This is a genomic window from Pararhizobium sp. (genome assembly GCF_965279435.1).
In the GTDB taxonomy this organism is placed as follows: domain Bacteria; phylum Pseudomonadota; class Alphaproteobacteria; order Rhizobiales; family Rhizobiaceae; genus Pararhizobium.
In genome coordinates this window covers 3,403,772-3,430,479 of the sequence record NZ_CBDIHY010000003.1, presented here as the reverse complement: position 1 = coordinate 3,430,479, position 26,708 = coordinate 3,403,772, and the positions used below count along the sequence as shown (strand labels likewise).

Here is a 26,708-nt window from a genome sequence, read left to right as displayed (position 1 = left end):
ACTTCCGGACATCCGACCCATACACAGTGAAAAGCCGCCCCAACGGGCGGCTTTTTTTCCCGAGGTTTCACGGTTGTTCCGTCGGCTGAGCTTGCGTCTTTCGACCGATCGTCTTGGCTTTTTCACGCAGCCACTGGAAATTGACGTAGAGCATCGGGATCAGGAAGATGCCGACCAGTGCAGCGCCCAGCATGCCGCCGAAAACGGCGGTGCCGACGCCGCGGCGGCTGAGCATGCCGGCACCCTGCGCAATCACCAGCGGCACCAGGCCCGCGATAAACGCAAAGCTGGTCATCATCACCGCGCGAAACCGTTCGCGCGCGCCCTCGACGGCCGCATCGGCAATGCCAAGCCCTTGCTTTCGCCGCTCCATGGCGAACTCGACGATGAGAATGCCATTCTTCGCCGCAAGCGCGATCAACACCACAAGGCCGATCTGGGCATAGAGATTGTTGTCCAACCCCGCGATCTTTAGCCCCAGCATCGAGCCGGCAATCCCGGCCGTCACCGACAGCAGAACTGCGATCGGGATCGTCCAGCTCTCGTAAAGCCCGACCAGGAACAGGTAGGCAAAGAGCACGGCAAGCCCGAGGATCATCGTCGTCTTACCGCTCGCCTCGATTTCCTGCAGTGCCGTGCCCGTCCATTCATAACTGTAACCGGCCGGCAGCGTCTTGGCGGACACAGCCTCCATCGCAGCAATCGCTTCGCCGGAACTGCGTCCCTCTGCTGGCCCGCCATTGATCGTCGCGCTGGCATAGTTGTTGTAGCGGACGATCAGCTGCGGCCCAAGAATCAGGCGCGCCTGCGCAAACGCCCGGATCGGCACCATCTGCCCCCTGTTGTTGCGGACATTGATCCGGTAGATGTCATCGACCTTTGAGCGCTCCGATGCCTCGCCCTGCACCGTGACCTGCCAGGTCCGGCCGAACAGGTTGAAATCGTTGGCATAGGCGCTGCCCAGCACGGATTGCAGCACATTGAACACATCCGAGACCTGAATGCCGAGCGTCTGGACTTTTTCACGATCGATATCGAGATAGAGCTGCGGTGTGTTGGCCGCATAGGTGGTGAACACCTTGCTCAGCACAGGATCCTGATTGGCGGCAAATACCAGGCCGCGCGCCGCCTGGGCAATATCGCTGGCGCTTGCACCGCTGAGGCTCAACAGCTGGTACTCGAAGCCACTGCCCGTACCCAATCCGATGATCGGCGGCAGGTTGTAGACGATGACGTTGGCATCCTTGATGGACTGGAGTTCACCGCTGAGTTTGGCGAGCAGGCCATTGACGGACAATTCCACCGTCGTGCGGTCGGCAAACGGCTTGAGCGTGATCACCAGCAGGCCGGAATTCGACTTCACCTGGCCATCAAGCAGACTGTAACCGACAACCGACATCACACCATCGACACCATCGGTCGCACGGATCATGTCTTCGACGCGCTTGGCGACGGCGTTGGTCCGGTTCACGGATGCGCCTTCCGGCAAGACGATTTCACCGAATATTGCGCCCTGATCCTCGGATGGCAGAAAGCCCGTCGGTGTTGACTTGATCAGCCAGCCTGTGCCGGCGATCAGTCCCACCAACAGCACCAGTCCCAGGACGGCGAAGCGGACAAACCGGCGCACCAGCGACGCATAGCCATCGCGGGCATAGTCGATCCCCTTCAGCACGTAGCGGATCGGACCGCGCTTTGGACCATGATGGGCTTTTAGAAACACGGCGCAGAGGGCCGGCGACAGCGAAAGCGCGTTGATAGCCGAAATCACCATGGAGACGGAGACGGCAACAGCGAACTGACGGAAAAGTTCGCCGGAAATGCCCGGAATAAACGCCACCGGGATGAACACAGACAATAGAACCAGCGTAATGGCAATAATCGGCGCCGTAATCTCGCCCATAGCAAGCCGTGCGGCTTCAGCCGGGGCGAGACTTGGGTCCCTTTCCAACTGAGCCTCGACGGCCTCGACCACGACAATCGCATCATCGACGACGATGCCGATCGCCAGCACAAGCGCCAGCAGCGAAACAGTGTTGGCCGAAAAGCCGAGCGCCATCATCACCGCGAACGTACCGATCAGCGAAACCGGTACGGCAATCAGCGGAATAAGCGTTGCCCGGACATTTCCAAGAAACAGATAGACGACAATTACAACGAGGATGAAGGCCTCGATCAGGGTCTTGATGACCTCGTGAATGCTCTCCTCGACGAACTTCGTCGTATCGTAGGTCACTTTGTAATCGACGCCATCCGGAAAGGACGGCTTGAGCTTTTCAAGCAGCTGGCCGATGGCCTCCGCCGTGGCAATGGCATTGCCGCCTGGCGACTGGTAGATACCAAGCACGGCCGCCGGCGTGCCATCCTGCCGGCCGATCTGTTCCGCCGTCTTCGAGGTCAACTCGACACGCGCCACATCGCGGATCCGCACGAACGACCCGTCCGGCTGCGCCCGCAGCACGATGCTACCGAACTCCTCGACGGTGCTGAGGCGGCCCTTCGTCTGGATGGTCAGCTGAAACTGCTGGTCGGGCAGCGCCGGCTGGGCGCCGATACGGCCGATCGCCGCCTGAACGTTCTGCCGCTTCAGCGCGTCGACAATGTCGTTCGGCGTCATGCCGAAACTGGTCAGCCGCTCAGGTGTCACCCATATGCGCATACTGTAATCGGAGGGCGTCAGTAGCGAGACGTCGCCAACGCCGGTGATCCGCTTCAAGCCGTCCATAATGTTGATGGTGGCGTAGTTGGAGAGGAAAAGCTGATCCTGCTTGCCGTCTTTCGACGTCAGGGCGATGATCTGCATCAGCGCCGACGACTTCTTCTTGACGCTGATCCCCTGCGCCCGCGCCTCCTGCGGCAGCTGCGCTTCGGCGAGGTTGACGCGGTTCTGCACGTTGACGGCATTGATATCGGGATTGGTTCCAACGGCGAAACTGACCGTCAGCGTATAGCTGCCGTCATTACCGCTGGTCGATTTCATGTAGATCATGTTGTCGACGCCGACGACGCGCGATTCGATCGGCTGGGCGACCGACTGCTGAACGATTTCAGCGCTGGCGCCGGGATAGCTGACGGTCACGGATACCTGCGGCGGCACGATGTCCGGAAACTGGGCAATCGGTATGACGCTCAGCGCGACAAGACCTGCAATGGTGATGACAAGCGATATGACGACCGCAAGCCGTGGCCGATCGATGAAAACCCCAGACAGCATGGCTCAGGACCCTGACTTGACTTCGAGTGGCTCGACAAGCTGACCGGGACGAACCCGCTGTATGCCCTCGGTGACGATCCGGTCACCGACATTAAGGCCCTTGAGGACGGACAGGTCGCTGCCCTCTGTCTGACCCGGCTCGATACGGCGAACCTCGATCTTGTTCTCGCTGTTGACGACCAGCGCAAACGGCCCGGACTGGTCGATCTGGATTGCCGCCTGCGGCACGATCAGCGATTTCTGCGGGGTGCCACCTTCCACTGTGACATTCACGAGCTGGCCATCGATCAGGATCCGGTTCGGATTGGGAAATGTCGCCCGAACCGGCACGGTATCGGTGCCCTGATCGACGGTCACATCGACAAAATTGACTTTGCCGGGCTCTGCATAGCGTTTGCCGTCGGCAAGCTCGACATAGACGATTGCCGCATTCACCGTGCTGCCCAGCGTACCCTTGCCAGCCAGCTTGTCCCGAATGTCCAGAATTTCGCGCTGTGACACCGAAAAGCTGACGTAGATCGGATCCTGGCTGACAATCGTCGCCAGCACATTGCTTGCGGGACCGATGAAGTTTCCAACGGAATAGGCCGAACGGCCAATGCGTCCGTCGATCGGCGCGCGGATTTCGGTATAGCCGAGATCAAGCTTGGCTTTGTCCAGCGCAGCGTTCAATTGTGTAAGAGTGCCTTTGGCCTCATTCTGCTTGGCAATGGCCAAATCCAGCTGGTTTTGCGCTGCTGCACTTTTGGCAACAAGCGTTGTCTGCCGCTGAACCTCGATATTTGCCAGTGCCAATCCGGCTTCGGCAGACTCGATCGCGCCCTGAGCCTGGATAACCGCAGCCTCGTATTGCCCTTTTTCCATGACGAAGAGCAGATCGCCAAGCTTGACATCCTGACCTTCGGTAAAGAGCCGTTTTTCAAGGAAACCATCGACGCGCGCCCGCAGCTCAACCTTATCGACGGCCTGGACACGTCCGGTAAAGGAAATCGACGGCCTGATATCCTTTTCAACGACCTGGGTGACGGTAACCGATGGCGCGGCAGGCGGCTTGGCTGCCTCCTGAGCCACGGCAACGCTGCCCAGTGCAACCACAGAGAGGACCGCCGCCACTGTGACGAATGATCGGTAAGCGCAACCTGCCATTGAATATCCCCTCAATCGCGTCCGGTAACAACTTCCTCACCTTCCTCTGTCCAACAGCAAGTGTCAATCTATGCACGCTTCCGTTGTTTTAGCTTTTCTTGTTGTTCCAATCCGGGACAGAAGGCAGAACCTCGGCGGCAAACAAGGTTCAGCCCACAACGGAAAAAGCCGCCCCTTGCGGGACGGCTTTTCAAAAATCACTGAACGGTGCGCGATCTTATTCGGCGCTGTCGTCAGCCTTTTTCTTGGCCGGAGCCTTCTTCTTCGGTGCAGCGGCTTCTTCGCCTTCCGCAGCGTCAGCCTTGGCAAGCTTCTTCTTCGAAGCGGCCTTCTTCGTATCCGAAGTGCCTTCCTCTTCGTCAGCCATCAGTTCTTCCTTGCTGACGGTCTTGTCGGTGACCTTCACTTCGGAGAGCAGATGATCGACGACCTTTTCTTCGAAGATCGGCGCGCGCAGCGAGGCGGCAGCACCCGGGGTCTTCTGGAAGTAGTCGATGATCTGCTTTTCCTGGCCCGGGAACTGGCGAAGCTGTTCGAACAGCGAACGCTGCATTTCTTCGTCGGTTACCGTGACACCGGCCTTTTCGCCGATTTCCGAGAGAACGAGGCCGAGGCGGACGCGGCGTTCAGCCAGCTTGCGGTATTCGACACGGGCTTCTTCTTCCGTCGTGTCTTCGTCGGCGAAGGTCTTGCCGGCCTGTTCCAGGTCGGTGTTGATCTGGCGCCAGATATTGTCGAACTCAGCATCGACGAGGCGCTGTGGCGTGTCGAACTGGTAGAGTTCGTCCAGCTGGTCGAGAATCTGACGCTTGACCTTCTGACGGGTCATCGAGCCGTACTGGCTTTCGATCTGGCCGCGAACGACTTCCTTCAGCTTATCAGCCGATTCGAGGCCGAGCTTGGTCGCGAGGTCGTCGTTGATTTCGACTTCAGCAGCAGCAGCAACGTCCTTGACGGTGATGTCGAAGGTGGCTTCCTTGCCAGCAAGGTTTGCAGCCGGGTATTCAGCCGGGAACGTCACGTTGATGACCTTCTCGTCGCCAGCCTTCAGGCCAACGAGCTGTTCTTCAAAGCCCGGGATGAAACGGTTGGAGCCGAGAACCAGCTCAGCGTCTTCGTCCTTGCCGCCGTCGAAGGCTTCGCCGTCGACCTTGCCGAGGTAATCGATGGTGACGCGGTCGCCGTTGGCGGCCTTACCCTTCTTGGTTTCGTAGGTGCGGGCATTTTCAGCGATCTTGAGGATTTGCACTGTCACTTCGGCTTCGTCGATATCAACGACTTCGCGGGTCACCTTGATGCCGCTTACGTCCTTGAGTTCGATCGCCGGGATGATTTCGTAAGCGACCGTGAATTCGAAATCGGCTTCAGCGTTGAGGATCTTGTCCGCTTCGGCTTCGTCCTCGGTCATCGCGATTTCCGGCTGCGTCGCAGACTTTTCGCCGCGCTCGGACAGGATTTCGGTCGGCTTTTCGCGAACGAGCTCGTTGACGAGCTCAGCCATGATCGACTTGCCGTACATCTTCTTCAGATGTGCGAAAGGCACCTTGCCCGGACGGAAACCGTTGATACGGACCTTGTCCTTGGTTTCGGCGAGACGCTCGTTCATACGAGCTTCCATGTCCTTGGCCGGAATAACGACCTTGAGTTCGCGCTTCAGCCCTTCAGCGAGCGTTTCGATAACCTGCATGTTCAAACCTTTATTTCACGTTGACAGGGCTCTGTCGGTGTTCTTGTACACGAGCACTTGAGCCGATCCATTTGCCGGGAATGGCTTTACGCAAATCAGTCACCGTTTTGCAAGCAAAATGGCGCCGTCCTCTCGATCGACGCCAAGGCAAGCCCTGGACGTCCTTTTATTCTGGTGCGGGTAGAGAGACTTGAACTCCCACGCCTTACAGCACCAGAACCTAAATCTGGCGTGTCTACCAATTTCACCATACCCGCGTTCAGAAAAACCGCAGCGCCTGCTCACGTCGGCGCAGAAAAGTCCTAGGCGACAACGCCTGTGACCGACCTGCACCGGGTTCAGGGCGTTCCCGAGCGCGGCGTCTCTATATCACCCGTTTCCAAGGGATCAAAGGAAAAATGGGGTTGAATGGAAAAATGCGGCTTTTGTCGTGTTCTTGTCACCTGCCGGTCAAGAAACCGCATCCAACCCTCAATAAAGTGGCTCTTCATAGAGCGGCTTGCCATCGACAGCGATCAGACGGATCTGCATCCGTCCGTCGTCATCGACCCGGGCGGTCACCGACAGCGCGCTGGCGTTACGCGCCTCCTCCAGAACCTTGCCCTCGCCTTCCGGCACGTAATAACGCTCTATGCCATAATCGACATTCAACGAAGCCTGCTGGCTATCCGGCGCCGGATAGAAATAGAACGGTGCGCTGCGGCCAATAACCGTACCATCCTTCGGCGCAAGAGCACTGAAGGATGCTTCCGCTACCCCCCAGAAGCCATCCAGCTGCTTTTCCAGACGCACGGAGAGCTGCGCGTCGGTTGCCTCGGTGGGAAAGCCGCCGGTCACCTTGTCGGCGGGGATTGTCGAGATATCGTAGGATAAAATGACATAGTCGCCGCGCAGCAAATCACGCGGATCGACAGGGACCGTCTTCAGCACCACATCGACACCATTGCGCAGGATCGATGCGCGGCTCTCGATCATGTAGCCAAGGAAGGCAGTCTGCAGCAGAGCGACCAGGATTGCGGCGAACAACGGCCTTATCAACGGATTGTTGCTCATGCCACGCTCCCTTCAATTGCCGTTTTGGATGAAAACCGCTTTTCCAGCCGGATGACGAGCCAGGCGATCAGAGCAACGACGATGCCGGCGATCAGGAAAAAGCCGGATGTGCCGAGGATGCTGCCAAGCGTCTCGAATGCCAGATAGAGGGTTTCGGCTGCAAAAACCGCATAGCCGAGAAAGCGCACGGCGCCATTCAGCCGGCCGGCTATAGCAATGCCACCCAATGCCACCGCAAGCGTCGTTGCACCGATCGCGATTTCCTGACCAAGACCATCGACCTCCGTATGCAAGGCCGCCAGCCCCATCACGGCCAGTGCAAAGCTATAGAATGCCGGTGCGGCACCCGCCTCTCCGGCGAAACGATAAAGCGGCGACAAGGGAATGGCAGCCAGCAGGAACGCAACGAGGCCGGCCCCGAACAGAAGGCTCGCGACCCAAACTTCCGGCAGCTCGATGTAAAACCAGCCGAGCCATGCCAAAGCAAGAAGGTATGCAAGATGCCGGGCAATGCCGGCATTGGTATATCGCACCAGGGCGATAACGATGACGATCAGCATCGGCACGAGGTAGATGTAGCCGTTGCCCTCGAAGGACATATCATTATCGATCACCAGTTCGCCGAAAATGGCCCAGGCCAGGAAACCGCAGAGCACCGCAAGTGCTGCGGAGCGAAAGGCCACCGCCGCCACGCAGGCCGCCGCGAACCAGACGAGCAGCGCATCCGTCGCATCGCCTGACAGATGATACATCTGCCCCACCAGCGCGATCCCACCACCAAACGTCATGGTCGCCAGCACCAATAATGCGGCACCCATCGCCTTGAACCCACGGCCAAGGCAGGCGGCACCCGCGAGATAAAAGGCCCAGATGAGGCCAACGATACCGGCGACGCGCAGGAGGCGTGGGATCGCTTCCCAATTGGCGGCAACCAGCAGCAGAATAGCCGCCGACAGCAGGAGAGCGGCGAGGACCAGAAGCACCCTGCCCGCGCTGAAAACGGTTTCGCGGGTGTCATATTCGGCGAGCATCGCCTTTGCGGCCGCGGGGTCCAGCATGCCCTTGGAAATCCAGGCGTTGAAGTCTTTTTCGATCCGTCCCCGGTACATCGACCGATCTCCTTGCATGCGTTTGTTGCGCAACACATATCATAGGCATCGGCAATTCCTAGAGCAGCAGCACTCGTGCAGGGGGCACCGTAGGCTGGTAAATTCCTTTCGAATCAAAAGCTAGCCGCACCGATTGGCAGTTCACCGCATCTTTTCCGGCAATGCGCTGACACCATTAACGGCCAAATTTGGGAGGGTGATCATCGTTAACGAAGCGTGAAGGTTTACATGCGATCCTGTTTGCTCAAAGAGACTCGGGGCGACCTGTAAACGTCATGCGCAAGCTGCATATCATCCATGAGAATATTGCACTGCACAAATGACGAGCCTGCGGCTATATTGAATTCAAGAAGACGGAACGAGATCGGGGCCGTCAGCGGCAAGGCCAGCCGCTTCCGCTCAGAAGTGGAAAAGGCCAGCGGACTGAAAGGTTCGCTTTATAGAATTCGGACTGGCGCACTCCTCCTCCCAGCGCCATTCCGATCCGATGGGCAACACTCCTCCTCCCAGTTGCTCATCCCCTTAAATGACGTCCGCTGGATCTCCTCCCCCAGCGGGCGTTATTCGTTTTAGCCCCTTCACGGAACCTATGTTTTCTGGGCTTTGTTCAGTGCCAGCCTAAACGATTGCCGAAAATTTGATCAGGCCGGCGCACTGGAATGTCGCCAGCTATGCGCACTCCACATGGGTGCCATTCGGCATTGTCGCTACACATTCTCACTGGCAGCCATTATCTTGAATGCAGCTTCAGGGCAGCGCACTCCTCCTCCCAGCGCGCCCCGATGGGATCGGCAACACTCCTCCTCCCAGTTGTCGATCAGAACAAGCAACGCCCGTCGGACCTCCTCCCCTGACGGGCGTTGTTTTTTGCTTAATCCCCCTTCCAGAAGATCCGCCCGCCCTTATCCAATTCTGTCGCGTTCGCACAGAATTTGGTCAGACGATGACCAGCATGCCTTTGAGGCTTGCAAGCAACGCATGGGTGCGATGCAGCATTGTCTCTGTAATTTCGGGGCGGAACGGCCTATATTCCAACCATCAGATGAGGGCCAGCACGGTGCTGGCAAACCTAGAAAGGACCAGCATCATGAATATCGCTCGCTCGTTCAACAATTGGCGCAAGTATCGTCAGACCTGCAACGAACTCGGCCGTATGACCGACCGCGAACTGAATGACCTCGGCATCGGCCGTGGCGACATCCAGTACGTTGCCCGTCAGGCAGTCAAGTAAGTCTCGCGGCCGGCCGGTTCTTCCGACCTGGTGCGCAGCGACCAAACGCCCTCCGGCTCAAACCGGCGGGCGTTTTTTTTCGTCTTGATTCCGGCAGTGGGTTCTCGACTGGCGCTTGGCACGCCACGCCTTGCACCACAGTGCAGATCAACCATAGCTTTCGACGCGGTGCAGCATCAGATGGCTGCCTATTTTCGTTGCAACGGCTCACCATCGCTACCGAGTAGCGCGATTCAGCCCGGATTCTAGGCCATCACACAATTTCGCCACAAAAAACACAACAAAGAAACAAACAGTTAAACGGAATTTAGCTCCGGAGATGCCACCGTTAACCGGTGGCGTCTTTTTCGGCAGAGAGCGAAAATGCCCAGCGAAACAGCATCGCATTGCACAAACGCATAGCAGATGCATTTTCTTTGCACTCCATCTTTTCCCGCGAAAGGGGTACAAGGATATCAACGAAGCAGGCAATCACTGCACTGCTCAATTGTATCGCTCTAAGGAAAAGATCATGAACCCGATTCGTATCGCAAAAAGCTGGATCAACTACCGCCGTACCGTTGCTGAACTTGGCAACCTGTCCAACCACGCCCTGACGGACATCGGTATCACCCGCTTCGACATCCGCAACATCGCTTCGCGTTCCTTCCGTTAATCGGACCAGTCCGTTGACCGGGCCGGGAATGTCGAGGAACTGAAAACGGCACCACACGGTGCCGTTTTTGATTCCGGGCTTTGCGGTGAGATCAACAGCACGGAACCGGTTTCCTTCCTGCCCGCCTTGCTCTAATAAACGGCGCATGACAGATACATCTTTACACTCCCCCATCCACGTTATCGGCGGTGGCCTCGCAGGCTCCGAAGCCGCCTGGCAGATCGCCGCGGCAGGCATTCCGGTTGTTCTCCACGAGATGCGCGGCGTCCGTGGCACGGATGCCCACAAGACCGACGGCCTTGCCGAACTGGTCTGTTCCAACTCCTTCCGCTCCGATGACGCCACCAGCAATGCCGTCGGCGTCCTTCACGCAGAGATGCGGCTTGCCGGTTCGTTGATCATGTCCTGTGCCGACAAGAACCAGGTTCCGGCCGGTGGAGCGCTTGCGGTTGACCGGGATGGTTTTTCCGATGCGGTCACCGCCGCAATCGATAGCCATCCGCTGATCACCGTGGTGCGCGAAGAAGTCAGTGGCCTGCCGCCAAAGGAATGGGATCTGGCTGTTATCGCCACCGGCCCGTTGACGGCGCCGTCGCTTGCCAGCTCTATCCAGGCGGAAACGGGCGCCGATGCGCTTGCCTTCTTCGACGCGATAGCGCCGATCATCCATACCGAGAGCATCGATATGGATGTCTGCTGGTTCCAGTCCCGCTATGACAAGGTCGGGCCGGGCGGCACAGGCAAGGACTATATCAACTGCCCGATGGACGAGGCGCAGTACAATGCCTTCGTCGATGCACTGATCGCCGGCGACAAGACTGGCTTCAAGGAATGGGAAGGCACGCCCTATTTCGACGGCTGCCTGCCGATCGAGGTGATGGCAGAACGCGGGCGCGAAACCCTGCGTCACGGACCGATGAAGCCAATGGGCCTCACCAATGCGCATAACCCGACCGTCAAGGCCTATGCCGTCGTGCAGCTGCGCCAGGACAATGCGCTGGGCACGCTCTACAACATGGTCGGATTCCAGACAAAACTGAAATACGGCGCGCAGGCGGAAGTGATCCGGATGATTCCAGGACTGGAAAAAGCCGAATTCGCCCGCCTCGGCGGCCTGCATCGCAATACCTACATCAACTCGCCTGTCCTGCTCGACCGATCGCTAACGCTGAAGTCACGGCCGGGCCTGCGATTCGCCGGGCAGATCACCGGCTGTGAAGGCTATGTCGAAAGCGCCAGCATCGGCCTGCTTGCCGGGCGTTTTGCTGCGGCAGAGCGCAAGGGCCAGTCTCTGCCGCTTCCTCCGGAAACCACCGCCTTCGGTTCGCTGCTCAACCACATCACCGGCGGGCATATCGTTTCGGATGACGAACCGGGCAAACGCTCCTTCCAGCCGATGAACATCAATTTCGGCCTGTTCCCGCTGCTGGAGCCAGGCGCGATCGTCAAGCCTGAAGGCGTCAAGCGCTTTCGCGGCAAGGACAAGACGGTGATGAAGAAGCAACTGGTGGCGCAGCGGGCACTCGACGATTGCGCAGCCTGGCTGAAGACCATCTAATTCTCCGGAAGAGCCGCAAGTTCCGATTGTGGCTTGAAACTGCCGAGCAGCCAGAGGGAAACCTCGGCTGCTATTTCCGGGTTTGCAAACTCATAAACGCCGTCGAGATAGGAAAAATCGGTGAAGTGTACCTTCAGGCCGCGCCCGCTATCGGCGTTGCCGACATTCACTTTTCCGGCTTCGATCAGATGGCAGACAAAATGCGTGCCATGCGCTGCCATGAAACCGGCCTTGCCATCATGCAGGCGGACGAAATAGGCTTTTTCATCTGCCGTTGCATGGATCGCCCGGATGGCTTCGTCAGGGAAGGCACGGCCAAAATCGAGGATCGCCACACCGGCATCTGGCTCACGCCGGTCGCTTTCGGCACGCGCCTTCATCCGCATGTAAAAAAAACCTGCGAGCACAATGCAGATGATGACGATCGGCCAACCCATGGCGCCGGCTCCTTTTCACACCGTTCACAACAATAACACGGGTGCGACCCTAAAAGGCGAACCTTGCGCCAATGTGCCCGCGGCATCGCGCAACAGCATTGACGGCTATGAAAGGCGCCGCCTGCGTCTTACCATTTTCCGCTGCGCGCGGCTTTCCACATCCACCACTGCCGACGCCATTGCGGCGGTACGATCGAATGCTCGAAGAGTTTTACGCCTGCCCGTTCGGCGCGATCGAAAACCGGTTCGGCCAGCGCCAGCGCGGTGAATGCGTAGCGATTCGCAGGCGAAATGGAACCGGCCACTGCCCGGGCCTTGGCAAGGTGCTCGCGGCCAAGACCAGCAAACGCGCGGATGGCCAGGCTGACGGACTGCTCGTTCTCGCCTGAGAGGAAACTGTCGCGATCAAGCCCGGTCGCTGCCAGCAGTTCGGCCGGAAAATAGACCTGCCCGCGCCGGCGATGAAGCGGAAGGAGCAGAAGAAGGCCGGCAATCGTCTGGGCAACACCGGCGTGACCGGCCGCAGACGCCGAGTTTTGCGCCTGTGCAGGATCAAGAATGAGGCTTGCCAGCTGAATGAGCGCCGACGCGGTTTCACCGGCATAGCCTTCGAGCGACGCACGGCTTTCCATCGGATCGTCATAGAGATCGAAGATACGGGCATCGATCATGTTCTGCAGCACCGGGACCGGCAGATTGTGGCTTTTCACGCAAGCCAGCAATGCCTCGGCCAGCGGGTTGCCCTCGCCGCTCGCTCCTGTTGGATCATCGAGCACATCACGCCACCATTGCAGCCGGATTTCTCCCGGCAACGGCTCGCGTACAAGATCGCGCACGCGGGCAATCTCCGCGTGGAACGCATAGAGCGCGGAGAGCGGACCGCGCTTGTCCTGTGGTGACAGCAGGCAGGCAAGATAGCGATCACGGTCGCTGTCGCGCAGCGCAGCCAGGCTGAAATCGTAGACGGGCTTCGGTAGAATGGCAGTGTTTTCTGGCATGTTTCTTGTTCAGACGACAATGAAGACGGCAGCGACGGCGCGTTCTTCGGCAAGCATGATGTTGTAGGTCCGGATGGCTGCACCCGTGCTCATCGGATCGGATGAAATCCCGTGTTCCTTGAACACCGCCTTCAAGGCCGCCGGTAAAGGCCTGATATCCTTGCCCGTCCCGACAAGCAAAACATCGATATCCGCCGCCTCTTCCAAAACCCGCTGGAAATTGTCGGCGGTCAGCGGATCACCTTCCTGCATGTCCCAGCCATAGATGCCGGACGGCAGCATCAGCAGCGAACCGCGATGGGACATATCGGCAAAACGGAAGCCGCCATTGCCATAGCTGTCGATCGGCGCCCGGCCCGGAAAATGGGCCTTCCGGATTTCGATAGGTTTTCGCATATTACTGCGCTCCCCTGGCCGGTTGCACACCCATGCCGCCGGTTTTCTCTGCATCGCCCGGCGCTCCGTGGCGCAACTTGAACAAGATGAGGACCGGACCCGCGACATAGATCGACGAGAAAGTGCCGACAGCCACCCCGAACAGCATCACGAACGCAAAGGACTGAATCGCCTCGCCACCGAAGACGCACAGCGCTGCCAGCGCCAGCATGGTTGTAGCGCCGGTGAGCACGGTGCGCGACAAGGTCTGGTTGATCGATGTGTCGATCAGGATCGGCAAAGGCATGCGCGGATATCGCCTGAGATTTTCGCGGATGCGGTCATAGACGACGACGGTGTCGTTGAGTGAATAACCGACGATCGTCAAAAGAGCCGCAATACTCGTCAGATTGAACTCCATGCCGGTCACGACAAACAGGCCGATGGTCAAAAGCACGTCATGCAGCGTCGCGACGATGGCACCGGCGGCAAACTGCCATTCGAACCGGACCCAGATATAGATCAGGATCGCCAGCAGCGACGCCAGCACACCGATGGTGGCGGCAGTGGTCAGGTCGCCGGAAACCGACGGCCCAACAACTTCGACGCGGCGGAACTCGTATTCGTCCTCAAGCTCGCCCCTGATCATGATCACCGATGTCTGCTCGGCATTCTCGCCGCCATCACGCGAATGCACCCGGACCACCACATCCTGCGGCGAACCGAACGGCTTTACCGTGACGTCGCCGATGTTGAGTTCGTAGAGGCGGCCGCGGATATCCTCGATATCGGCATTGCCTTCACGGGCCTTCAGCTCGATCACCGAGCCGCCGGAAAAATCGATGCCCAGATTGATACCGAGCGCGCCAAACAACAGCATGCTGACGACAGACAAGAGAGCTGTCAGCGAGAAGACATAGTTGCGGATCGCCATGAACCGCAGAGCGGCACCATCGAAGATGCCGGTGCGAATACCGTCCGGCAGGGCTGTCGGCCGGCGGCGATCGACCCAGATTTCCAGCATGACCCGTGTCAGGGTAAAGGCGGTGAAAAGTGTGGTGACGATACCAATGGCAAGCGTCACGGCAAAGCCACGGACCGAGCCCGTTCCGAGGAAAAGCAAAATGATCGCTGCGATCAGTGTCGTGATGTTGGCATCGACGATGGCGGCGAAGGCGCGTGAGAAACCATATTGGAGGGCTTCGCGCACCGAGCGGCCCTGCCGCACTTCTTCGCGGATGCGTTCATAGATCAGGACGTTCGAATCGACCGCCATGCCGATGGTCAGCACGATCCCGGCAATGCCCGGCAGCGTCAAAGGCAGTCCGGTGGCTGTCAGGACTGCGATAATCATCACCACATTGAGAGCGACGGCAAGGCTCGCAACTGCGCCGAACAGCCCGTAAAAACCAACCATGAAGGCAATAACGAGAACTGCGCCGATTGCGCCGGCGGTGATGATCGAATGAATGGAATCAGCGCCGCGCCCCGCTCCGATCGATCGTTCCTCGACAACGGTCAACGGCGTCGGCAGGGCTCCGGCGCGTAACAATAGCGCCAGATCGTCTGCTCCCTCCGGGCTCATGTCCGCGACAAGCTGGACGGTCCCATCGGTAATCGCCTTGCGCACCAGGGGCGTGGCAATCACCGCGCCATCGAGAACGATAGCAAGCGTCGTGCCGGAATTATCGGTCGTCGCCTGCGCAAACCGCGTCGTGCCGTCGGCTCCAAGCCGCAGGTTGACGACGGGATTGCCGGATTGGGCATTGACCGCCGATTGGGCGTCGATGATATCGCTGTTGTCGATGATGGGTTGGCGGCGCAGCAGGTAGCCGATCGGCGGATCGTCTGCCGAATAGAGAACTTCCGAATTGACTGGCGGCTGGCCGTTGACGGCGTCCTGGACAGGCATCGACATATCGATGCTGCGAAACGACAATATTCCGGCTTGCCCGAGGATATATTTGACCTGCTCGGGATCGTAACGCCCCGGTATCTGGACGATGATCCTGTCGGCACCCTGCTTGCGGATCTTCGGTTGCAGTGAACCGAGTTCCGTCAGGCGCCGGTGCAGAACCGTGATCGCGCTGTCGAGTGTGGCGGATATCCTGTGGTTGATGCCGTCATCGGTAACAGCGATAGCCAGAGTGCCATCGGGGGAATTGCCGACGGTGACTTCGCTGAAATCAGCCTTCGTCAGGCCGCTGGCCTTGACCAGATCGGTCAGAGGCTTCAGTGCAGTCCGCGCAGTGTCGGCCTGGGCCGGGTCGCGAAGGCGAAGCTGGATCGCCTGCCCGGTGCCGGATAGGCCGGAATAGCCGATGCCGGCAGCGCGAAGGCGCGTGCCGACATCGTTGATAACAGTTTCAAGCCGCGCCTTGACGACATCGTCCCGTTCGACCTTCAGCGTGATCTGCGATCCGCCCTGAAGGTCGAGGCCAAGCATCATCTGCTTCTTGGGAAGCCAATCCGGCAGTGTGGCCAGCGTGGTGGTCGGTACCGCGTTGGGTACGGCGACCAGAATGCTGAACAGCACGACGAGCCAGACGATGATGGTTTTCCAGCGGGAAAAATACGGCATGAAGCTCTCAAAGGTACGTCGTTACAAGGTGACCAGTGTGCCCGGCCTCCCCGCAAGCTTATTCCTTGACAGGTTCGCCCTTCACCCGGACTTCGGATACACCACTGCGTACCACACGAATCTTCACGCCGTCAGCAATTTCGACTTCAAGTTCGCTGTCATCGACGACCTTCGTCACCTTGCCGAGAATTCCACCACCGGTGACGACCTGGTCGCCGCGGCGGATGTTCTTCAGCAGCTCTTCGCGGCGCTTCATGTTGGCACGCTGCGGACGGATGATCAGGAAGTACATCACGACGAAGATCAGCAGGAACGGCAGGATCGACATGAGAATATCAGCGCCGCCGGTGCTTGCGGCGGGTGCCGTCTGGGCGAATGCCTCGGTAATGAACATCAATCACTCCTTGAATGCAGTTTGGCGGACGGATGCCCGCGTTTCGGATCGCCGGAATATAGGAAAGGCTGATTTCAATGCAACAACAGACCAACCGGCTTCTGTCTTCAGCCTCATACATGAAATCGGCCCGAGGAGAAGCTCTTTCTACTGGATTTCACGCCTTTTACCGTTAGATCAGCCATGCTACCGGACTGGTTGGCCCCACCGCCAAAATCCTAGTCATCATCGGGGAAGCTCTCATGCAGGACACAAAAATCGACCTTCTGATCGCCGAAATGCGCAAGCTGTCGGCAGCCATCGAGCGGATCGCCGGTCCTGCCCCTGCCATCAATGACTGGGACGCTGCGGAATGCTTCGTCTGGGCTCCCCAGCGTCTGCATCTCCAGCCAGTGACAAAGCCCAACCGGGTGGAGCTCAAGCTGATCCAAAGCGTCGATCATGTCCGCGATATCCTGTTCGACAATACGCTGAGATTTGCGCAAGGCTTTCCGGCCAACAACGTGCTGCTCTGGGGCGCGCGCGGCATGGGCAAATCCTCGCTGGTCAAGGCGGTTCACGCCAGCGTCGCTGCCGATGCGGGCATCCGCCTGAAGCTGGTCGAGGTGCATCGCGAGGACATCGCCACGCTGCCGACCCTGATGGAAATCCTAAAAACCGCGCCGTTGCCTGTCATTGTCTTTTGCGACGACCTGTCTTTCGATCACGACGATACATCCTACAAGTCGCTGAAAGCCGTTCTCGATGGCGGCATCGAGGGCCGGCCGGCAAACGTGCTGCTCTATGCGACATCCAATCGCCGGCACCTGCTCCCGCGTCACATGATGGAAAACGAGCAATCGACAGCGATCAATCCCTCCGAGGCGGTCGAGGAAAAGGTCTCGCTGTCCGACCGGTTCGGGCTCTGGCTAGGTTTCTACAAGTGCAGCCAGGACGACTATCTGTCGATGATCGACGGTTATGCCGCTCATTTCGGGCTGGAAACCGACCCCAAACAGCTGCATGCCGATGCACTGGAGTGGAGCACGACACGCGGCGCCCGCTCCGGCCGCGTCGCCTGGCAGTTCATCCAGGACTTGGCCGGCCGCTCACAGAAAATGATTGATCTGGTCTAAAACGCAGAAAAGCCCCGAAACGGGGCTTTTCTTTTCCTGATCTAAGACCGCCTCGGGCTATTCGAGGAATGTCGCCGGGTTGACTGCGCTGGCATTCTTGCGCACTTCGAAGTGCACCTGCGGTTGCGTTGCCGTGCCGCTCATGCCGGATGCCGCCAGTGTCTGGCCGCGCTGGATCTTCTGGCCGCGCTGAACCTTCAGTTCCGACGCATTGCCGTAGACCGTAACCGTGCCGTCGTCATGGCGAACCAGAACGGCGTTGCCGAGTTCCTTCAGGCTGCTGCCTGAATAAATGACCACACCATTCTCGGCTGCCTTGATCGGCGTACCCTCAGGAACCGAGATATTGATGCCGTCGTTACGATTGCCTTCGACATTGGCGCCGTAGCCGGCGATCACAGCGCCACGAACCGGCCAGCGATACTTGCTGATCCCTGTTGCCTTCGGCGAGGTTTCGGATGGGTCCTCTTTCGAAGCAACTTCCGTCACCGACTGCTTGGCAACCGGCGCCGTATATTCAGCCGGCTTCGTGCTGTCGGCCTTGGCAACCTTGGTGTCGGCCTTCTTCGGGACAGACGCCGTGACAACCTGATCTGCACCCGAGGCATTACCGCCCGGAATTTTCAACGTCTGGCCGATGCGGATTGCCGCACTGGACAGGCCGTTCTCCTTGCGCAGCGCATCGACAGACACGCCGTTTGCCTTGGCGATCCGGTTGATGGAATCACCAGCCTTGACCGTATACGTTCCGGCCTGACCGTTGCCGTCTCCGGACACCGGTTGCTTGCCAGCGGCCGTATCGGTGCGATTGACACCCTTTTCACGGGCCTGGGACTGGCCGGGCAGGATTGCCACGTCGCGGTTATCCTGCTGGATCGGGGTATTCTTCTGCTTGTCGACGTCAAGGCTGGCCGCAGCATCCGACGCAGACGCCTTGGCAGCGCTGCTGGCGACACCGAAAGTCGGGATCAGTATCCGCTGACCCGGCTCTGCCTGCGATGACGATGTCAGGCCGTTCGCCTTGAGAATTTCTTTTTCCGGCACACCGAACCGCTTGGAGAGCGTTGCGACCGTATCGCCCTGACGCAGCAGGACGGCAGGAGCATTCGTCGTCGACCAGCCACCCTTCGATGTCGTTGCTGTCGCGACCGGATCAGCGTTCAGCCTCTGCTCGGCCTTTGCCGTTTCCCGCGCTGCAGGGAATGGCTGGGAGGTGTCCCGGACCTTTGCCGCAGGATCGGCAAGCGCCACACGCTGAACATTGATCGGCGTGGAGGCTTCCCGCGCCCGTGAAACCGGCGTTGATGCAGTATTGACGGGATCGGGGAACGGTTGATCGACCGCCTGCTGGCGATTGACCTGGCCTACCGGCGCCGCCGCCAGATTACCACCCTGCACATCGCTGCGCGGAATGGGAACATTGCTGCTGGCGATCGAGTTGGTCGTTAGATTATCGGACTTCGAAAAAAGCCCGCCAAAGCGGCTCGCATCGGAGCTGCATCCTGTCGCTACGCTTGCCAGCAACAATGCTGCAAGCAGGCGAACAGCGGACTTTCCCACACTCGACGAAACTCTAATACGCATGACACTTTACCCACTTGGAACACAACTCGGTGTAAAATGATTAAAACGCATTAGAGTTACCGCACGGTTAAAACCGATATTAGCTTCTACTTTTTTTGATAAATTGATAACCATGATGGCCCTGCCAGGCCAAATTCAATGGCAACTCACAGCCAGAACGGGCAGAGAGGCAAGCTTGGCAAGGGTCATATTCCCGTCGTGCCGAAGGCTTTTCACGACAACCCAGACCTGATGACGCAAGGTGCCACAAATTTACGGGTCTATGCGGCGCCTGGACTCAGAAGTTTTCCTGATAGAATTTTTCGATGCCGGAGACAGGGCTGCGCGTCTGCGTGACATCCTCGTAGCTGATGGTACCGGTATCCCAGCCGAACATATCGCCGGTGATCATGCCACCAATACCTGGCGCCCCGGTCAACTCCGACTGCACCTTGTCGGTATCCAGCAGGACACTGACGAGCGTCTGGAATGTCGCCCCGCCATCAATACCGCTTTCATCATTGTACGCCACGGAGCGCGCGCCAGCGATGGCCGCATCACGGGTACCAAAATAGCGAAGGCTGTTCTGATCTTCCGGGCGCAAATTGTCATAGTACTCGATGAAGGCGCGGTAATAGGCCTTGTGATCGCCGGTCTCGCTGTACTTGCCAAAAGCCTGGTATTCGCGTGCGGCAAGCTGCGGTGAAAGCGTGTTGCTCCATTCGTCTTTTGTCAGGGCTGGATATTTTTCCTGCACCCGCTTGGTTCGACCAAGGAATAGAAGAGCTTCAGCGGAAAGCGAAACGCGCGAGGACGGATCGTAGCCGCCTGTCGGCAATGCCATCGCACCGCCGTCTTCCCGGTTGCCAGACGCGCCTTGTGCCGCCGCCCGGCCGGCAAGATTGTTCAAGCCATCTCCGGCGGCGGCCGAGTTCAGTCTGTTCGCGATCTGCATCTGCCGTCTCCTGCGTTTTGGCGCCTGGAATGGAACTGACACATACACTTCCGGTCAGAGGTCAGCTCATCTGTATGACTATGGTGCGCAGGTTTCGGTTAGGCTCCGAAGCTTGCGCCAAACTGACCAAGGTTAACAGAAGGTTAACACCCTGTTTTCGCAACAATAAATCACTTAACAAGCAAGCCATCATGGACGCAGGCGCGGCCCCACTGCCGCAGCAAGCAACGGAATCGGTGTCTTCACATGACGTTTTTCCGAGTCCCGCCCGAAAAATCATCGTGTGAAAGCAGAGCATTTTGGATTTCAGAGAAAGGACGCGACCTGCGGAACGAACGGCAGATAAGGCGCCTCGAACAGGTCTTCGCGGTCAAAACGGCTGCCGGTGCGCGTCAGCCGGACGATCCGGCATTCGGTTTCGCTCATCATGATCGGCACGATCAGTATGCCCCCCGAGACGAGGTGGTCGGAAAACACCCGCGGCAGACTGGAGAAGGCCGTGGTCACCAGGATTCGGTCAAAGGTGCCCTCGCCCGTCGGTCCGATGCTGCCATCAGCATGACGGACGATCACATTGCGGATACCGGCCTTTTCGAGGTTTCGCTGGGCACCAGTCGCAAGCGTCTTGTAACGCTCGATCGTCAGCACCCGCTCGGCCATCCGTCCCATGACGCCGGCCGTAAACCCGCTGCCGGTACCGACCTCAAGCACGCGTTGCCCTGCCTTGACATTCAGGCAGTGCAAAAGCCGGACGGCAAAATCGAAGCCTTCCATGAAGGCGCCACACTCCAGCGGAACGAGCCGTGAGGAATAGGCATTTTCCTGATACTGCGGCGGGGTGAAAATCGACCGTGGCGTCTGCTCGACGGCGTTGAGCAATTCCTTGTTGGATATGCCCTCGGCCCGCAGGCGCAACACCAAGGCGGCAAACCCCTCCTGCTCGATGACGCGCGGGCTCAATCGGCCTCTCCGTCGAGAAGCGCGCGGGCGACCCGATCCTGCACGGCATAATCGGTCAGATCGAGCTTCAACGGGGTTACGGAGATCTTGTGCTCGCGGATCGCATGGATATCGGTTCCGGCCCGGAAATCGCCAAAACGCTCGCCGAAACGAAGCCAGTAGTATGGATGACCGCGTCCGTCGGAGCGCTCATCGATCGACAGGCCGAAATCAAGCTTGCCCTGGCAGGTCACCTCAGTTCCGGCCACGGCATCAGCCGAACAGTTGGGGAAATTCAGGTTGAGGAATGTGCCATCCGGCAGATCGAGCTTCATCAGCTTCTTCAGAAGTTTTGGCGCATGGGTTTCCACCACATCCCAGGGAACGATGCCGCCATCCGCATGACGATAGGCCTGGCTGAGGGCAAACGAACGGATGCCTTGCAGCGTGCCTTCGATGGCACCGGCGATCGTGCCGGAATAGGTAACGTCATCGGCCATGTTGGCGCCGACATTGACGCCGGACAGAATGAGGTCCGGCTTGATATCGAGAACCTTACGCACGCCCATGATGACGCAATCGGTCGGCGTACCGCGCAGCGCAAAGTGTTTTTCCGAAATCTGCCGCAGCCGCAACGGCTCCGACAGGGTCAGGGAATGCGCAAGGCCGCTCTGGTCCGTTTCCGGCGCCACCACCCAGACGTCGTCTGAAATCGTCCGGGCGATCCGTTCGAGCACGGCAAGGCCTTCGGCGTGGATGCCATCGTCATTTGTCAGCAGAATTCGCATCTTAACCCCTGCCGCAAGACGCGGCTCAACCGGCCTTTTCGATCTTCGTGAGGCCGCCCATATAAGGCAACAATACGGCCGGGATGGTTACCGATCCGTCTTCATTCAGATAGTTTTCGATGACGGCGATCAAGGCACGGCCTACAGCCGTTCCCGAGCCGTTCAACGTGTGAACGAACTTCAGGGCCTTGTCGTCCTTCACCCGGTAGCGGGTGTTCATGCGCCGCGCCTGGAAATCGCCGCAGACCGAGCAGGACGAAATCTCGCGATAGGCATCCTGCCCCGGCAGCCAGACTTCCAGATCGTAGGTCTTGCGCGCACCAAAGCCCATGTCGCCCGTGCACAGCGTCATGACGCGGTAGTGCAGATCAAGGCGCTTCAGGACCTCTTCGGCGCAGGCCGTCATACGTTCATGTTCGCCGATCGAATTGTCGGCGTCAGTGATCGACACCAGTTCGACCTTGTTGAACTGGTGCTGGCGCAGCATGCCACGGGTATCGCGGCCGGCGGAACCAGCTTCCGAACGGAAGCAGGGTGTCAGCGCCGTAAAGCGCAGCGGCAAAGCGTCTGCGTCAAGGATCTGTTCGCGCACCATATTGGTCAGCGGCACTTCGGCAGTTGGAATGAGCCAGCGGCCATCCGTGGTCCGGAACAGATCCTCGGAGAATTTTGGCAGCTGTCCCGTGCCGTACATGGCTTCGTCGCGCGTCATCAGCGGTGGCTGAACTTCGAGATAGCCGTGTTCGCTTGTGTGAAGGTCGAGCATAAACTGACCGAGCGCCCGCTCGAGGCGTGCCAGCTGGCCCTTGACGATGGTGAAGCGCGATCCGGCAATCTTCGCAGCGCCCTCGAAATCGAGCCAGCCAAGTTCTTCGCCGATTTCGAAATGCTCCTTCGGCTTGTGATTCCAGCCCGGCTTCTGGCCATGGCTGTGCTTGACCACGTTGCCGTGTTCATCACTGCCAACCGGAACATCGTCTAGCGGAATATTCGGAATGCTGGACAGCGCCTCGATGAGAGCGGCATCGGTCAGCCGGTTTTCCTCTTCCAAAGCCGGCATCGTGGTCTTGAGTTCGGCCACTTCCGCCTTCAGCTTTTCGGCGAGATCGCTGTTCTTCTGCGCCATCGCAGCGCCAATCTCCTTGGAGGCGGCGTTGCGGCGCGACTGCATATCCTGCAGCGACTGAACGAGGGAGCGGCGCTTTTCATCGAGCGAAATCAGTGCAGCCGACAGGGGCTCGGCGCCGCGCTTTGCGAGTGCGGCGTCCAGGGCTTCGGCATTATCCCTAATCCATTTGATATCAAGCATGGTCGTTCAGGTCCTGATCGGTCTTGGTAAAAACGGAGACCCGAACGCATCGGCTGATACGGCGCGCGTATCAGCCGGCGTTTTCTTCCGCCTCGGCAGCCGCGCGCGCAGCAGCGTCGCGCGCCCGTTGCCGCTCGATGAGTCGGGCCGTGTAGATGGAAATCTCGTAGAGAAGGATGGCTGGCAGAGCAAGGCCGATCTGGGACACCGGATCCGGCGGCGTCAGGATGGCTGCGGCAATGAACGCGATGACAATCGCATATTTCCGCTTTTCCTTCAGGCCATCCGCCGTCACGAAACCAACACGCGCAAGCAGCGTGGTGATGACCGGCAGCTGGAACACCAGGCCGAAGGCGAAGATCAGCGACATGATCAGGCTGAGATATTCCGACACCTTGGGCAGAAGCTGGATCGACACCTGTCCGTTGCTGCCATCCTGCTGCATGGCGAGGAAGAACCACATGACCATCGGCGTGAAGAAGAAATAGACGAGGCAGCCGCCCAGAATGAAAAGCAGTGGTGATGCGATCAAAAACGGCAGGAACGCCGCCCGCTCGTTCTTGTAGAGCCCGGGTGCCACAAATTTGTAGACCTGCGAGGCGATCACCGGAAACGCAATCACCAGCGCGCTGAACATCGCCACCTTGATCTGGGTGAAGAAAAACTCCTGCGGCGCGGTATAAATCAACTCAACCGAACCGTGATTGAGACCCGCCCAATCCACGGCCCATTTGAAGGGCTGGACCAGAATATTGAAGATACCCTTGGCAAAATAGAAGCAGACGAGAAACGCCACGAAGAACGCCCCGACCGCCCAAATCAGGCGGGCGCGCAGTTCGATCAGGTGCGCCATCAGCGGCTGGGGCTTGTCTTCAATATCGCCGCTCATGCGTCACCTTTTTTCTTCGTCGTCTTGGTAGCAGGCTTGCTGACGGCGGGCTTCGCGACACCCGAAGCTGCAACCTTTGCCTTTTTCGCAGGTGCTTTCGCAACGGGCGCAATGGCTGTTTCTGCGACTACCGTCTTTGGCTTTGAAACACGTTTGGCTTTCGGCTTTTCGGCCTGAGCGGCGCGATCCATCTGCTTGGCAGCCGAAGCAATCGCTGCGGCGGCAACCGGATCGGTCTTGGGCTGATCAGATGGCACGGCAGCCTCGGCCGAAACGGTGGCCGGAGGCACAGCGTCCGGCGCTTTCGGTGTGGTATCGGCGGCGGTCGCCTTCTGCAAATCGGCTTTGATATCGTTGCCCATCTGCCGGAGCGGGTTCATCGCCTCGCGGATAGTGTTGGCCGGATTGAGCTTTTGTGCTTCGCTCAGCGTCTTTCGCACGTCGTCGAGGTCGGCTTCCTTCAGCGCTTCGTCGAATTGCTGGCGGAAATCGTTCGCCATGCCGCGCATCTTCGTCATCATCTTGCCAAAGGTTCGCAGCATAGGCGGCAGATCCTTCGGACCGACCACAATGATCAGAACGATGGCGATAACGACAAGCTCGGTCCAGCCGACATCAAGCATTCTCAGGAACTCCACAAAACCGAAGGCAGCAGGGCCTGCCCTGTTGGGTCAGGCCCTGAACAAAATACATGATCAGCGGACTTCGTCGGATTTGTGCTCGACAGTCTTGCCGTCGACGCCCTTTTCGGCTGTCGCCGTCTCGTCTTCGGTCATGCCCTTCTTGAAGCTCTTGATGCCCTTGGCAACATCACCCATCAGTTCCGGGATCTTGCCACGGCCGAACAGCAGCAGAACGACGACCAGAACGATCAGCCAATGCCAGATACTAAAGGAACCCATATTCTTACTCCCTTGAAGCCTGTAACCCCGATTTAAGATGTTCGACCATCTTTTTCAAACAGCAATCCGTTTCGCTGGTTAGCGGAAAGGTGCCCGTCGCGCAATCCTTACACCGAGACTGAGGCGGAGATACAGCCAACTGTATGAAAATCCGAACGTTCCAGCCCGTTCCGATCGCAAATTCACGAGGACGTGAATAGTGCGTCAGGGAGGAATACAAAAAGACGGCGCACTATTCGCCGTCTCCACCGGTTGGTGGCAGTAACCCGAGTTCTTCCAGGTCGAGCTGGGTAATCGGATCCTCGTCGTCGTCAAAACCGTCATCGCCGAGCGGTACCGGGATCTGGAAATTGGCCGGAATGCGGCCAGACAGCAGTCCCGCCCCCTTCAGTTCCTCAAGGCCCGGAAGATCACGCAGTTCCTCCAGCCCGAAATGATCGAGAAAGTCCCGCGTACTGCCGAACGTCACCGGCCTGCCGGGTGTGCGGCGGCGTCCGCGAAAGCGGATCCAACCCGCTTCCATCAGCACGTCGAGCGTACCCTTGGAGGTCTGCACACCGCGAATATCCTCGATTTCGGCCCGCGTCACCGGCTGATGATAAGCAATGATCGCCAGCACTTCGAGGGCTGCACGCGACAGTTTGCGCACCTCGTTTTCATCGGTCTGAACAACGAAGGAGAGATCGGCTGCGGTGCGGAACGCCCAGTAATCGGCAACCTGCAACAGGTTGACACCGCGCCCGGCATAGATGGATTTGAGCCGCATCATGATGCGCCTAACGTCTATCCCTTGTGGCAGGCGCGCGGCGATATAGCCTTCCGAAACCGGCTGGGCGGAGGCGAACACCAGTGCCTCGGCGATGCGCTCGGCTTCGAGTTCAAGTCGCGGGTCGACCAAGACAATGGTTGCGTCCTCGCCATCTTCGTCCTCGATCATCCCCGGCAGGCGCTCTTGCGGATCAATCACGCCCCGCCTCCATCTCCGCCAGCCCTTCGGGGGTCAGCGGATTTGGGCCTTGGCGCAGATAGATCGGCGCGAATGCGCCATCCTGGCGGATTTCGAGGCGGCCTTCACGCACCATTTCCAGCGAAGCCGCAAACGAGCTGGCAATCGCCGTGGCACGCTCCTTCGGGCTGGTCATGTAGCGCAGCAGGAAATGATCAAGCGCCGTCCAGTCGACCATATCGCCGATCAGCCGGGCAAGCAGGAGCCGCGCGTCGGCAAGCGACCAGACCTGCCGTTTCTCGATCGTCACCTGCATCACTGCCTCGCGTTGGCGCAGCGACGCATAGGCATTGAGCAGATCGTAGAGCGAAGCCTCAAACGCCGATTTCCTTTCGACCGGGATATGTTCAGGAGCGCCACGAGCAAACACATCGCGACCAAGCCTGTTGCGGTTGATCAGCCGGGTCGCTGCCTCGCGCATGGCTTCAAGGCGCTTGAGGCGGAAGGCCAGAGCAGACGCCATCTCCTCGCCGGACGGCCCTTCGTCCTTGGCCTGCTGGGGGATCAGCAGGCGGGATTTCAGGAATGCGAGCCAAGCGGCCATCACCAAATAATCGGCTGCCAGTTCAAGCCGGATGCTGCGGGCGCGTTCGATGAAGGCGATATACTGTTCGGCAAGCGCCAAAACGGAAATACGGGAGAGATCGACACGCTGGTTGCGGGCAAGATGCAGGAGAAGGTCGAGCGGGCCTTCGAAACCAGCGATATCGACGACCAGCTCTTCTTCATGCAGGCCGCGATCAGAGGGCTCATCCTGCCACAGCGGGTCCATCGGCGCCCGTGTCGCCGGTTTCTTCTGCATGT

Annotated in this window: 24 protein-coding genes and 1 tRNA gene; 4 read left to right on the top strand and 21 right to left on the bottom strand. The window is 58.9% G+C overall.

Annotated features, from left to right (window positions below; all coding sequences use genetic code 11):
- Positions 1-67 precede the first annotated feature (67 nt).
- From ACQY8Q_RS22410 to ACQY8Q_RS22385, 6 genes are all read right to left on the bottom strand, one after another.
- The gene (locus ACQY8Q_RS22410; protein ID WP_428428597.1) at positions 68-3,214 is read right to left on the bottom strand and encodes an efflux RND transporter permease subunit; all 3,147 of its coding nucleotides are present in this window, start codon (positions 3,212-3,214) and stop codon (positions 68-70) included.
- 3 nt (positions 3,215-3,217) lie between these two features.
- The gene (locus ACQY8Q_RS22405) at positions 3,218-4,360 is read right to left on the bottom strand and encodes an efflux RND transporter periplasmic adaptor subunit (RefSeq protein ID WP_428428595.1); all 1,143 of its coding nucleotides are present in this window, start codon (positions 4,358-4,360) and stop codon (positions 3,218-3,220) included.
- A gap of 217 nt (positions 4,361-4,577) precedes the next feature.
- Entirely contained in the window at positions 4,578-6,047 is a 1,470-nt protein-coding gene (gene tig / locus ACQY8Q_RS22400; RefSeq protein WP_428428593.1) for a trigger factor, read from the bottom strand.
- 172 nt (positions 6,048-6,219) lie between these two features.
- A tRNA-Leu gene (locus ACQY8Q_RS22395) sits at positions 6,220-6,304 on the bottom strand.
- A 214-nt stretch (positions 6,305-6,518) separates the two neighbouring features.
- Entirely contained in the window at positions 6,519-7,100 is a 582-nt protein-coding gene (locus ACQY8Q_RS22390) for a GDYXXLXY domain-containing protein (protein WP_428428591.1), read from the bottom strand.
- Complete coding sequence (locus tag ACQY8Q_RS22385) at positions 7,097-8,209, bottom strand: DUF2157 domain-containing protein (protein WP_428428589.1); 1,113 nt, start codon at positions 8,207-8,209, stop codon at positions 7,097-7,099. Before ACQY8Q_RS22385 ends, ACQY8Q_RS22390 begins: the two co-directional genes overlap by 4 nt.
- A 1,087-nt stretch (positions 8,210-9,296) precedes the next feature.
- On the opposite strand from ACQY8Q_RS22385, the gene ACQY8Q_RS22380 reads away from it, so the two are divergent.
- From ACQY8Q_RS22380 to trmFO, 3 genes are all read left to right on the top strand, one after another.
- Positions 9,297-9,440 carry a DUF1127 domain-containing protein gene (locus tag ACQY8Q_RS22380; protein ID WP_018325257.1) on the top strand — a complete coding sequence of 48 codons (144 nt, stop codon included), beginning with the start codon at positions 9,297-9,299 and terminating at the stop codon, positions 9,438-9,440.
- Between the two features lie 511 nt (positions 9,441-9,951).
- Entirely contained in the window at positions 9,952-10,095 is a 144-nt protein-coding gene (locus ACQY8Q_RS22375) for a DUF1127 domain-containing protein (protein ID WP_081927849.1), read from the top strand.
- A gap of 145 nt (positions 10,096-10,240) precedes the next feature.
- Positions 10,241-11,653 carry a methylenetetrahydrofolate--tRNA-(uracil(54)-C(5))-methyltransferase (FADH(2)-oxidizing) TrmFO gene (trmFO, locus tag ACQY8Q_RS22370; protein WP_428428587.1) on the top strand — a complete coding sequence of 471 codons (1,413 nt, stop codon included), beginning with the start codon at positions 10,241-10,243 and terminating at the stop codon, positions 11,651-11,653.
- On the opposite strand, the gene ACQY8Q_RS22365 is transcribed toward trmFO, so the two are convergent.
- The 5 genes from ACQY8Q_RS22365 to yajC form a co-directional block, all read right to left on the bottom strand.
- Positions 11,650-12,090 (bottom strand): hypothetical protein, encoded by a 441-nt coding sequence (locus tag ACQY8Q_RS22365; RefSeq protein ID WP_428428586.1) that lies wholly within the window; start codon positions 12,088-12,090, stop codon positions 11,650-11,652. The two genes, trmFO and ACQY8Q_RS22365, sit on opposite strands and share 4 nt — an antisense overlap.
- A 128-nt stretch (positions 12,091-12,218) precedes the next feature.
- On the bottom strand, positions 12,219-13,088 hold the full coding sequence (locus ACQY8Q_RS22360) for a phytoene/squalene synthase family protein (protein WP_428428584.1): 870 nt from the start codon (positions 13,086-13,088) through the stop codon (positions 12,219-12,221).
- Positions 13,089-13,097: 9 nt separating this feature from the next.
- The gene (locus ACQY8Q_RS22355; protein WP_428428583.1) at positions 13,098-13,484 is read right to left on the bottom strand and encodes an Mth938-like domain-containing protein; all 387 of its coding nucleotides are present in this window, start codon (positions 13,482-13,484) and stop codon (positions 13,098-13,100) included.
- A gap of 1 nt (position 13,485) precedes the next feature.
- Positions 13,486-16,044 (bottom strand): protein translocase subunit SecDF, encoded by a 2,559-nt coding sequence (gene secDF, locus ACQY8Q_RS22350; RefSeq protein ID WP_428428581.1) that lies wholly within the window; start codon positions 16,042-16,044, stop codon positions 13,486-13,488.
- Positions 16,045-16,102: 58 nt separating this feature from the next.
- Positions 16,103-16,438, bottom strand: coding sequence for a preprotein translocase subunit YajC (yajC, locus tag ACQY8Q_RS22345; RefSeq protein WP_428428579.1), 336 nt, complete (start codon positions 16,436-16,438; stop codon positions 16,103-16,105).
- Positions 16,439-16,680: 242 nt separating this feature from the next.
- On the opposite strand from yajC, the gene ACQY8Q_RS22340 reads away from it, so the two are divergent.
- Positions 16,681-17,553, top strand: coding sequence for an ATP-binding protein (locus ACQY8Q_RS22340; RefSeq protein WP_428428577.1), 873 nt, complete (start codon positions 16,681-16,683; stop codon positions 17,551-17,553).
- 57 nt (positions 17,554-17,610) lie between these two features.
- On the opposite strand, the gene ACQY8Q_RS22335 is transcribed toward ACQY8Q_RS22340, so the two are convergent.
- The 10 genes from ACQY8Q_RS22335 to ACQY8Q_RS22290 form a co-directional block, all read right to left on the bottom strand.
- Positions 17,611-19,137 carry a peptidoglycan DD-metalloendopeptidase family protein gene (locus tag ACQY8Q_RS22335; protein WP_428428575.1) on the bottom strand — a complete coding sequence of 509 codons (1,527 nt, stop codon included), beginning with the start codon at positions 19,135-19,137 and terminating at the stop codon, positions 17,611-17,613.
- 277 nt (positions 19,138-19,414) lie between these two features.
- Entirely contained in the window at positions 19,415-20,071 is a 657-nt protein-coding gene (locus ACQY8Q_RS22330; protein ID WP_428428574.1) for a biotin biosynthesis protein BioC, read from the bottom strand.
- A gap of 306 nt (positions 20,072-20,377) precedes the next feature.
- A complete protein-coding gene (locus ACQY8Q_RS22325; protein WP_428428573.1) occupies positions 20,378-21,031 on the bottom strand; it encodes a protein-L-isoaspartate(D-aspartate) O-methyltransferase in 654 nt (217 codons plus the stop codon).
- Complete coding sequence (gene surE / locus ACQY8Q_RS22320) at positions 21,028-21,798, bottom strand: 5'/3'-nucleotidase SurE (protein ID WP_428428571.1); 771 nt, start codon at positions 21,796-21,798, stop codon at positions 21,028-21,030. The genes ACQY8Q_RS22325 and surE overlap by 4 nt, the downstream gene beginning before the upstream one ends.
- A 25-nt stretch (positions 21,799-21,823) precedes the next feature.
- Positions 21,824-23,107, bottom strand: coding sequence for a serine--tRNA ligase (serS, locus tag ACQY8Q_RS22315; RefSeq protein ID WP_428428570.1), 1,284 nt, complete (start codon positions 23,105-23,107; stop codon positions 21,824-21,826).
- Positions 23,108-23,177: 70 nt separating this feature from the next.
- A complete protein-coding gene (tatC, locus tag ACQY8Q_RS22310; RefSeq protein WP_428428569.1) occupies positions 23,178-23,996 on the bottom strand; it encodes a twin-arginine translocase subunit TatC in 819 nt (272 codons plus the stop codon).
- Positions 23,993-24,619, bottom strand: a complete 627-nt coding sequence (gene tatB / locus ACQY8Q_RS22305; protein WP_428428568.1) for a Sec-independent protein translocase protein TatB — start codon at positions 24,617-24,619, stop codon at positions 23,993-23,995. Before tatB ends, tatC begins: the two co-directional genes overlap by 4 nt.
- Positions 24,620-24,691: 72 nt before the next feature.
- Positions 24,692-24,898, bottom strand: coding sequence for a twin-arginine translocase TatA/TatE family subunit (locus tag ACQY8Q_RS22300; RefSeq protein ID WP_113243598.1), 207 nt, complete (start codon positions 24,896-24,898; stop codon positions 24,692-24,694).
- 232 nt (positions 24,899-25,130) lie between these two features.
- Positions 25,131-25,835 (bottom strand): SMC-Scp complex subunit ScpB, encoded by a 705-nt coding sequence (scpB, locus tag ACQY8Q_RS22295; protein WP_428429850.1) that lies wholly within the window; start codon positions 25,833-25,835, stop codon positions 25,131-25,133.
- Between the two features lie 22 nt (positions 25,836-25,857).
- Positions 25,858-26,706, bottom strand: a complete 849-nt coding sequence (locus ACQY8Q_RS22290; RefSeq protein ID WP_428428566.1) for a segregation and condensation protein A — start codon at positions 26,704-26,706, stop codon at positions 25,858-25,860.
- Between the last annotated feature and the right edge of the window lie 2 nt (positions 26,707-26,708).